Annotated in this window: 6 protein-coding genes; 3 read left to right on the top strand and 3 right to left on the bottom strand. The window is 48.1% G+C overall.

All coding sequences use genetic code 11. The features are described from left to right. Positions 1 to 8: 8 nt before the first annotated feature. Positions 9 to 2015, bottom strand: a complete 2007-nt coding sequence (locus HKN88_05640; GenBank protein NNC97537.1) for a sodium-translocating pyrophosphatase — start codon at positions 2013 to 2015, stop codon at positions 9 to 11. A 208-nt stretch (positions 2016 to 2223) separates the two neighbouring features. Further along, entirely contained in the window at positions 2224 to 4554 is a 2331-nt protein-coding gene (locus HKN88_05635; GenBank protein NNC97536.1) for an EAL domain-containing protein, read from the bottom strand. A gap of 530 nt (positions 4555 to 5084) precedes the next feature. Here HKN88_05635 and HKN88_05630 point away from each other — a divergent pair. From HKN88_05630 to HKN88_05620, 3 genes are all read left to right on the top strand, one after another. Continuing rightward, positions 5085 to 5732 carry a hypothetical protein gene (locus HKN88_05630; protein ID NNC97535.1) on the top strand — a complete coding sequence of 216 codons (648 nt, stop codon included), beginning with the start codon at positions 5085 to 5087 and terminating at the stop codon, positions 5730 to 5732. Between the two features lie 30 nt (positions 5733 to 5762). After that, positions 5763 to 6095, top strand: coding sequence for a sulfurtransferase (locus tag HKN88_05625; protein NNC97534.1), 333 nt, complete (start codon positions 5763 to 5765; stop codon positions 6093 to 6095). 128 nt (positions 6096 to 6223) lie between these two features. Further along, positions 6224 to 7582, top strand: coding sequence for a TolC family outer membrane protein (locus HKN88_05620; GenBank protein ID NNC97533.1), 1359 nt, complete (start codon positions 6224 to 6226; stop codon positions 7580 to 7582). A gap of 67 nt (positions 7583 to 7649) precedes the next feature. Here HKN88_05620 and HKN88_05615 read toward each other — a convergent pair whose 3' ends face one another. Continuing rightward, the gene (locus HKN88_05615; protein NNC97532.1) at positions 7650 to 8915 is read right to left on the bottom strand and encodes a 3-deoxy-D-manno-octulosonic acid transferase; all 1266 of its coding nucleotides are present in this window, start codon (positions 8913 to 8915) and stop codon (positions 7650 to 7652) included. Positions 8916 to 8918: the final 3 nt, after the last annotated feature.

The raw sequence follows: 8918 nt of genomic DNA, 5'->3' as shown, positions 1-8918 counted from the left end.
AGCTCGTATTATAGCAAAGGCGCTATGACCAAACTCACAATTGCCATTACGTTGATCAAAATATTCATGGAAGGCCCCGAGGTATCCTTGAACGGATCACCAACGGTGTCACCAACCACGGCGGCTTTATGCGCAACCGAGCCCTTGCCACCATGATTACCTTTTTCAATGTATTTCTTGGCGTTATCCCAGGCGCCGCCGGCATTCGCCATCATCAGCGCCATCATCACACAGCCCAGCAAGCCACCACCGAGCATGCCACCCAGCGCTTCCGCGCCAAGTCCGAAACCGACCACAACGGGTCCTAGAACCGCGAGTAGACCCGGCAAGAACATACGACGCAAGGCGGCGTTGGTTGCGATCTCGATACAACGCACCGTGTCTGGCTCGGCGGTGCCTTCAAGTAGACCCGGGATCTCTTTGAATTGTCGGCGTACTTCCTTGATCATGTCGAAAGCCGCGTCACCCACCGCGCGCATGGTGATGGAACTCACCAGGAACGGGAACACCGCACCAATGAACATTCCGATAAGTACGATCGGATTATTGATCAATAAGGCAAAGTCCGGATTGTGATGTGAAACCACTTCGATGAAAGCCGTGATCAAGGCCAAGGCCGCCAGAGCCGCAGCCCCGATCGCGAAACCTTTACCAATCGCGGCGGTGGTATTACCCACTTCGTCCAGCGAGTCGGTGATCTTGCGGGTCTCTGCACCGAGTCCTGCCATTTCGGCAATACCACCGGCATTATCAGCGACCGGGCCGTAGGCATCGATGGCCATGGTGATACCAACCGTGGCCAACATACCAACGGCGGCAATGCCCACGCCGTATAAGCCGGCAAATTTATCGGCAAAGAAAATGATGATACAAATGGTCAAGACCGGAATCACCACCGATTGCATACCGATGGCCAAGCCCGAGATCATTACTGTGGCTGGTCCGGTTTCACCGTCTTTGGCAATTTTCTTGACTGGCGCACCGCCGGTGTAATATTCGGTGATCAATCCGATGACCACACCACCCACAGTACCAAGCAGTACCGCGTAGTACACGCCGTTGGAAATACCCATTTTTGAAACCACCAGATAAGCCGCGACCAGGAAGATCACCGCACTTCCAAAGGTACCGATACGCAAGGCTTTGGCAGGTTCACTGGAAGAAAAGAATTTGACCATAAATATACCTATGATCGAGCAGATCAAACCCACTGAAGCGAGCATTAAGGGCAAGCTCATCAGGTTTTGACGCATGCCCATATCGGCAATAACATCGGCCGCCATGGTTGAGGCAATCGCAATACTCGCGATCATGGAACCACAATAGGATTCAAAAATATCCGAACCCATACCGGCAACGTCGCCGACGTTGTCACCAACGTTGTCCGCGATCACAGCCGGGTTACGTGGATCGTCTTCCGGAATACCGGCTTCAACTTTACCGACCAGGTCGGCACCGACGTCGGCTGACTTGGTAAAAATACCGCCGCCAACCCGCGAGAATAGCGCCACTAAAGAAGCGCCCATACCGAAACCGTGAATTGTTTCAGCGCCTTCCGGGGTTCCGCCATAGATGTAGTACAAAAAGCCCAGGCCCAAAAGACCCATGGCGGCAATCGTCAAACCCATGACCGAGCCGCCGTAAAAGGCTATTTGCAAGGCTGCGCCAGCGCCCTTCTCATGCGCTGCCACGGTTGTGCGAACATTGGCGCGGGTCGCGGTGTACATTCCGATAAAACCGGCAACCGACGAACATAAGGCGCCCACCAAAAATGCAAAGGAGGTGTCCCAGCCCAGATCACTAAAGCCCATAACCAGCATGATGACTGCGGCGAATCCCCACAACAGCAAGTATTCACGACGCATAAAGGCCATGGCGCCCGAATGGATCTGTTCGGCGATCTTGGCAACTTTGCCTTCACCGGCAGGTGATTTTATGATGATCGAGTACAAAATAAATGCACCCAATAAACCGACTGCCCCCAGGATCATCGGCGTTAAATTTGACGTAAGCATGTAGCGTCCCCTTGTTGGAAATTATCATTATGCTGGTGTGTGCACGAACAAGAGACGTGGTGCGATCAATAATTGTTGAAAAAACCAACAGCCCGCCCGTGACAATCCGCGCAGTTTAACAAAATGCACAACAAGATGCTGTAAAACCCGGGACTCGGGCATTTTTTAGGCATGATTACCCGAGAATTGTTCGGATAACGAGAAGATATTAGATTGGCAGAGAGTGGGTGTTCTCGATTGCGAAACCTTGAGCGTAATCGGCACCCAGTTCACCCAGGATATCCAAGACCGCCTGGCTCTCGACCTGTTCGGCGATCACTTTCATGCCCAGACTGTGAGCCAGTTTGATCATTGCCGCGACCATGGCGCGATTGACCTCGTCTTCCACGATGGTGCGAACGTAAAAACCGTCAAGCTTGAGGAAGTGAATATTCAATTGTTTGAGATAGGTGAATGATTGCAGTTCGCGACCGAAGTCATCCAGGGCAAACTGACAACCAAGATCATTCAAAACACGGATAAAGCGTTTGGCCTCATCCAGGTGTGCAATAACATCCGGCTCAGGTACTTCAAAGCAGATATTTTGCGGATTAATACCGTATTCATCAAATGCTTCAACCACAGTATTTAAAAATTCGGAATCGGAAAATGTTTCTGCAGATAGATTAATACTGCATGATTCGTTTTCTTTGAGCACAATGAGTCCGCGGGCGATGGCGTAGAAAGTATTTTTCACCACCAGTCGGTCAATGGCACTTAACAGACCAAAGCGACGTGCCGCCGGCATAAATAATTCCGGACGATAACGCGTGCCTTGTTCATCCAGCAAGCGCACCGTGACTTCAGCAACGGGTCGTTGTGAGGTTGTTTGCATAACCGAGGTGCGGGTGTGCATCATTGCGGTATCACTGAGTGAACGCAGGCTGGCAATCTTTTGCACATGCAACTCAAAACGATTATGTGTCATGGCTTCCTGCACACGGTGCTGCCACACCACGCTGCCCTGGTCACGAGCGACCCGCGCATCTTCTTCAGTAAATACATGGTAGCGTGAACCACCCAGTTCTTTTGCGATGTAACAAGCGGTATCGGCCGAGTTCAGGACTTCGGAGATCGACAATGCGTCTTGACTGACCTGAACCATGCCGCACGCAACACCCAGGGAGAAACGCTCGTCGTTCCAGCGAAAAACCTGATGAGAAATGGTTTCACAGATCTCCTGGGCAATCTCTCTGGCCTTGGTTAGAGGACAGCCATACAGCAACACGCCAAATTCATCGCCACCCAGTCGACCCACCGAGTCGGTGTCACGTACAACATCGGCGAGCTTCTCCGAGACCTGGCGTAACACATCATCACCGGCACGGTGACCGGCAGAATCATTGATCGGTTTGAAGTTGTTCAAGTCGAGGTAACACAGAACATGACTCTTTTCACCGGCCACCGCTTCGCGCATGGCTTGACCCAGGCGTTGTTCGAATTCGCGACGGTTGATCAATCCGGTTAAAGGATCGTGGGTTGCCTCATAGGTGAGTTTTTCAGAAATTTCATTATTGCCAGCAGCGTCTTGCAACAAGACCGACGTACCAAGTAGATTTCTGCGCGCATCAAATAAAGCGCTCGCGGTTACCCGAACCGGCAAGAACGAGTTCAGATCACCACGCTGGATGAGCACTTGATCAGAATGTATGAGCGCTTCTTTGGTTTGTAATATTTGTGAAACCGGATCAGACACCGGGCGATGATCATCGGCATTCACCAGGTGCATGACCAGTGAAGAATGACTACCGAGTGCTTCTTCTTTGCGACGCCCGAGTATTTCTTCTGCCTGGTTATTAAACTCGGTGATCACACCGTCCTGGTCGGTAACGATAATGCCGACCTTCAAACTGTTTAAAACATTTACTGCATTAATTTTTTCTCTATCGATCTGGTGTTTTAGAGAATCACGGATAGAAAGATCGGAAAAACTGCTGATCACGGTTCGCAAGCCGCGATAACTGACCACACGCGCCAGCGCGCTGTGTGGAATAAAACGACCATTGCGGTTAATTAAACGCGCTTGATAACGCCGCGGAACACTGCTGCCATTGGTATCTGCAAATGCTTTTTCCAGGGTTGAATGATCTTCCTGGTGAATAAAATCGGTAAGCGCGCGTTGCACTAAATGCTTTTGCGGGATACCCATGTGATCAGCGAATGCCGAGTTTGCAAAAAGTATTTTTTCATCATGTAACACACAAATCGGGCTGGGAACGGTTTCAGCCAGATAGCGGAACATTTGCTCACGTTCCTGAAGTGAATTACTGGTTTCATCCAGAAGATTCATCATGCGCGACAAGGTGCCGGAAATTTCGTCCTTGTCTCTAGTATCTTGCTTATGTCCTGAAAGACTCTTGACATTGTCAGAGTTTAGATTCGCGTCTGCGTTTTCACCGGGCTCGACCAAAGGGCGACTCGCACTACCCTCTTTAGGCGGCGTGTTCGCTGACTCTGATCCTGATACAGGATTATTTGAATTGTTGTTTTTTCCTTTCAACCTTTTCTCATGGTCTTGTGGAAATATCCTTGGATGTTCCCGACCTTGCTCCTATCAGTCTGGTGCGACGTATGTTTTATTCTGAAATCATAAGTTGCTGTTTTCAGTAAAAATTTTCAATCGAACCAGAGTAAATTGTTAATAAAAATCTCCTAAATGGGAGACTAAATTAACAATTTAGACGAACAAATAGTTTGAACCAGGTCACTTTTTGGGTATTTTTTGTCCGGTTAGTGGGCTTTTTGTTCTAATTCTGACTACCAGTAGACTTTTTTGTGATGAATCTAACACTGTTGTTGTTATGGGTTTATGCCAGATTTACGCTTACTTACGCTAATTTACAGCACATTTTATACCTATACAAATGGTTTTCACGTTTCCTTGTGATAGGCCATTTAACCTTTGAGATATTGATTGGAGGTCTTAACTAAGAATAGTGATATTTTGGATCCTGGATTGCAATTCTGACATGAACAAAAACGGTATAATGTCGCCTGTTTTTAATTACTAAACTCCAGAAGAACATTATTATGCAAGATGCTTGCGAACAAATGGTTGAACAACAAGTACGGGCCTGGGAAGTATTGGATCCTGCCGTCCTTGATGCTATGCACAATATTCCGCGCGAAGAATTTTTACCCGAGAAATTCAAGCGTCTCGCCCATAGTGACGCCTCTCTGGCTATTCGTGATGATTTTCTGTTGCCCTGCCCGTCAGTACAAGGAAAGATCCTGCAGGCTTTGGAACTTGAGGAAAATGACCCGGTATTGTTGCTCGGTGGCGGGGTAGGCTATCTTGCCACCTGTCTGGCTTTTTTGGGTGGAACGGTCACGGTGTGTGACGCTGATGAAAAACTTCTGGATCTAATTCGTAATACCGCCCATCGATTAGGTTACAAAAACCTGCAAGTCCAACAACTAGACTGGGGTACTGCGTTGCAAGCAGGAACCAAGAAATACGCTGCAATAAGCTCTCAATATGCATTTAGTCGAATACCCGAAAGTTTACAACAAGCCTTGCAGATCAATGGTCGTGCAGTACTCTTTGAAGGTGAAGCCCCGCTAATTAGCTGTGTGGTGATTGAACGCATTGGCGAAAACGAGTTTCTGCGTAGAAGCTTGTTTGAGACAGAAATGTCTGTGTACCCGCTTAAGAGTGCGCCTGAATTCAGTTTTTAAATTTTCGCTTTCATCGCCCAGGACAATTGTATGCACGACCCGGTACCACAATTAGCTGTTCAAGAATGCGCTACGCGTCTGCAGTCCGAACCGGAAAATACGCTATTACTGGATGTGCGTGAACCCTGGGAGCTGGACCTGGCGGCGGTCAATGGCAGTATCAATATACCCATGCATCTGGTGCCGGTGCGACTGCAGGAATTGCCTCAAGATAAGACCATTATTGTGATGTGTCATCACGGTGGTCGCAGTCAGCAAGTGGCCCAGTACCTGACTCACCATGGTTATGCACGGGTGTTTAATCTAAGTGGCGGTATACATGCATGGAGTGAGCAGGTCGAGCCCGAGATACCTCAATATTAATAAATTTAGGCTGCAAAACTCGATTTTGCGGCCAATTTGGACAACTTGACACTAAGTGATATGGTGTTATAGTTATGTATAACACTTAAATTCTGGATATATCTTCAAACATAGTTTGGAAATGCCTTATGACCAATAAACCAATACTATCCATTGCCCTCATCGCCCTCACGGTACTTGGCTTACAGAACCCGGTTTTAGCCAAAGACGATCTGGCCAGCATTTATCAACAAGCCCTGCAAAGTGATCCCTTATTGCGTGAAGCCGATGCCAATCGTCTTGCCACCAATGAAAGCCGTGCGCAGGCCTTCAGTAATTTGCTACCCCAGGTTACGGCTGGTGCCGGTTACAACCAGAGCGACAGCCGGGGTACTTCGGTAAGTGAGTTTTTCCCCCAGGGAAATCCGAATGATGACAGCAGCACTTCATCCAGCTGGCAATTGCAATTACAACAGTCCCTGTTTGACTGGGATCGCTGGATCAATTTAAAACGTGCCGACAAGACCATTCTGAAATCCGAACTGGATTTTGATATTGCCCGACAAGACCTGATCATTCGGGTGGCGCAAAGTTATTTTGCCGTGCTTGCCGCGCAGGACGTACTGAGTTTCGAACAAGCCTCTAAAGAAGCCATTGCGCGTCAACTCGATCAAACCAATACACGCTTCGAAGTTGGCCTGGTTGCCATCACCGATGTGCAAGAGGCACAAGCAGCCTATGACCAGGCGATTGCCAGTGAGATCGACGCCAAACGCCGTTTGGCTTTGGCCAAAGAGAATTTACGTGAGATTATCGGGCGCAAAGCCGAAGAGCTTGCAAAACCCAAAAGCACATTTGTGATGGGGCCACCAAGCCCGGAGTCTGAAAATTTTTGGGTTGATACCTCAATGGAAAAGAACCTGAATCTATTGTCTTCACGCATGAGTGCAAAGATCGCACGTGATGATATCGATAGCAGCAAAACCGGCCACTACCCTACATTGAATATGAGTCTGAGTCGCAGTGGTTCAGATTCAGACCGCGATGATTTTATTAATAATATTTCCAGTAACGGTGCCAGAAACAGCACATCTGTCGGGGTGCAATTGAATGTACCAATCTACAGTGGCGGTCGTACCAGCTCATTGGTTCGCCAATCTGTCTATCAACACCGCGCCGCCATCGAAAGAGTCGAACGCATAACCCGCGAGACCGAACGCGCCACCCGAGATGCCTATCTGAATGTATTGTCTGATGTGTCACGTGTGCGCGCGCTTGCCCAGGCGGTTAAATCCTCACAAACCGCTTTACAAGCTACAGAAACTGGTTTTGAAGTTGGTACGCGAACCACAGTAGATGTCTTGAACTCTCGTCGTAGTTTGTTGGATGCGGAACGAAATTACGCCCAGAGCCGCTATGATTATCTGTTGAACATGCTGAGACTTAATCGTGCTTCCGGGTTATTGGACCAGTCGCATTTGAACGAGATCAATTCATTGCTGAATTGATTTTATGAATATGCGTTAGAATTTATATTGAAAAAAATATGTAATTTTGTACCAGGTAAAAAAATTCTTAGTTCAGGATGTTTTTTACAATATTAAGCAACTTATCCAAAGCCCCATAGTTTTCAGCAATGACTTCTCTGCCTGCATTGCCGGCAAGCGTGGCCAATTCAGTGTCTTCAAGTAATTTTTGCACCGCCTCACACAACTCGTTTTGATCAGAAACCATCTCAAGCGTACCGACCTCTTCCAGCATTTCGGAAATTTCGGGCGCATTAAAGGTATGCGGACCAACCACGATCGGCAATGACAATGCCGCGGGCTCCAGTAAATTATGTCCGCCAATTGGCACCAGACTTCCACCAACAAAGGCGATGTCGGACGCGGCATAGAACATGGGCAATTCACCCAAAGTATCAATTAACATCACGGCTGTTGTGGCCTGTGGCATTTCGTCCTTACTGCGTACACAGTATTCCAGGCCTGATCGCTTCAACATGCTTTCTACTTGTCTAAAGCGGTCTGGATGTCTGGGCACCAGGAATAAAACCAGATCCGGGTAAGATTGCAATAATTCTTTGTGCACATCCAGCACTAACCCCTCTTCACCGGCATGAGTGCTCGCAGCAATCCAGGATGGTCGGTCTGAAAAATACTTATTACGATATTCGCGACCTTTTTCCTGCACATTACTGGGCACGAACATGAAATCAAATTTCAAATTACCCACAACACTGACTATTTGTTCACTGGCACCAAGCATTTTAAAACGTTCGGCATCCCGGCTGGTTTGCGCAGCGATCAAGGTGGCCTGGTTCAGGGTTTCACGAAACAGGACCTTAAAGCGTAAATAACTTTGAATGGAGCGTGGCGAAATTCTAGCACTAGCGATTATGATCGGGATTTTTTGTTTTGCACAAGTGGCATAAATATGTGGCCAGATCTCAGTCTCCATTATCAATGCCAGGCGTGGTTTTATGTGTTTGAAAAAGCGCTGCACAATAATGGGCACATCATAGGGAACATAACAATGCACCACACTATCGCCAAACACTTTTTTGACCCGTTCGGAGCCGGTTGGCGTTTGCGTAGTAACTACAATGGTTTCATCTGGATAAGTGTGTTGCAGTCGTTTAATCAAGGGGATCGCGGCCTGAACTTCACCCACCGACACGGCGTGCACCCAGATCGATTGCTGCAAGGATTTGAATCTATAAAATCCAAAGCGTTCTGAAAAACGTTTTCGGTAAGAAGGTGCCCTGATGCCGCGCCAAAGCATGGCAAAAAACATCAAAGGCAGAAGTAAGTACGCAAGTAGCGCAAGCAAAAAACGCATGTG

The sequence above is a fragment of the Gammaproteobacteria bacterium genome, assembly GCA_013001575.1.
In the GTDB taxonomy this organism is placed as follows: domain Bacteria; phylum Pseudomonadota; class Gammaproteobacteria; order Steroidobacterales; family JABDMI01; genus JABDMI01.
This window is presented reverse-complemented; position numbering and strand designations above follow the sequence as displayed.